At 63.7% G+C, this 556-nt stretch carries 1 protein-coding gene; it reads right to left on the bottom strand.

Features of this window, described 5'->3' with window-relative positions:
* The coding region (locus tag DVK01_RS21150) for a helix-turn-helix domain-containing protein (RefSeq protein ID WP_121538833.1) at positions 1 to 556 on the bottom strand (556 nt) is incomplete at both ends.

Below are 556 nucleotides of genomic sequence, written 5' to 3'. Positions count from 1 at the left end.
TCGCCGCGGCGGAGGAGACTCGACATGGCGGGTTGCGAGATACCCATCTCCTCGGCGAGTTCCTCGGTCGAGACCTGCCGCGGGCTCTCGTCGTAGCCGCGGGAGATGGCGAGCGTCAGCGCCTCCTGTTGTCGCTCGGTCAGTCCGTACTGCGACGACTCGTCGCGTTCCCGGGGGTTCTGCGTGATAGAAATCAGCTCGATGGAGATACCGTACTCCTCGCAGCGGGTTCGCATCCCGTTGAACGCGTTGTAGTTCTGAAAGAGCTTCTTTTCGTACCAGCCGTCGGGCGTGACGACCGTCCGTTCCACCTGGGTCGCGGTGAACCGCTCGGGGGCGAACGCTTCCGAGACGACGTCGTCCAGTTCGATGGTGGTTTGGAAGACGTCCTTACCGCTCGCGCGCCCGAGCGCGTCGACGGCGACGACCTCGTCGAAGGCCAACAGGTCGGGTTCGGAGATGTCCGCGTCGGGGTCGACGTAGAGCATGAACACCCGAGAGTTCCCCTCGTGGCAGAGGCCGTGTACGCATTCGATCTGGTTCGACGGAACCGATT

The sequence above is a fragment of the Haloarcula sp. Atlit-120R genome (genome assembly GCF_003665885.1).
In the GTDB taxonomy this organism is placed as follows: domain Archaea; phylum Halobacteriota; class Halobacteria; order Halobacteriales; family Haloarculaceae; genus Haloarcula; species Haloarcula taiwanensis.
Note: the sequence above shows the minus strand (reverse complement) of the source record. Positions and strands in the feature narration are given on the sequence as shown.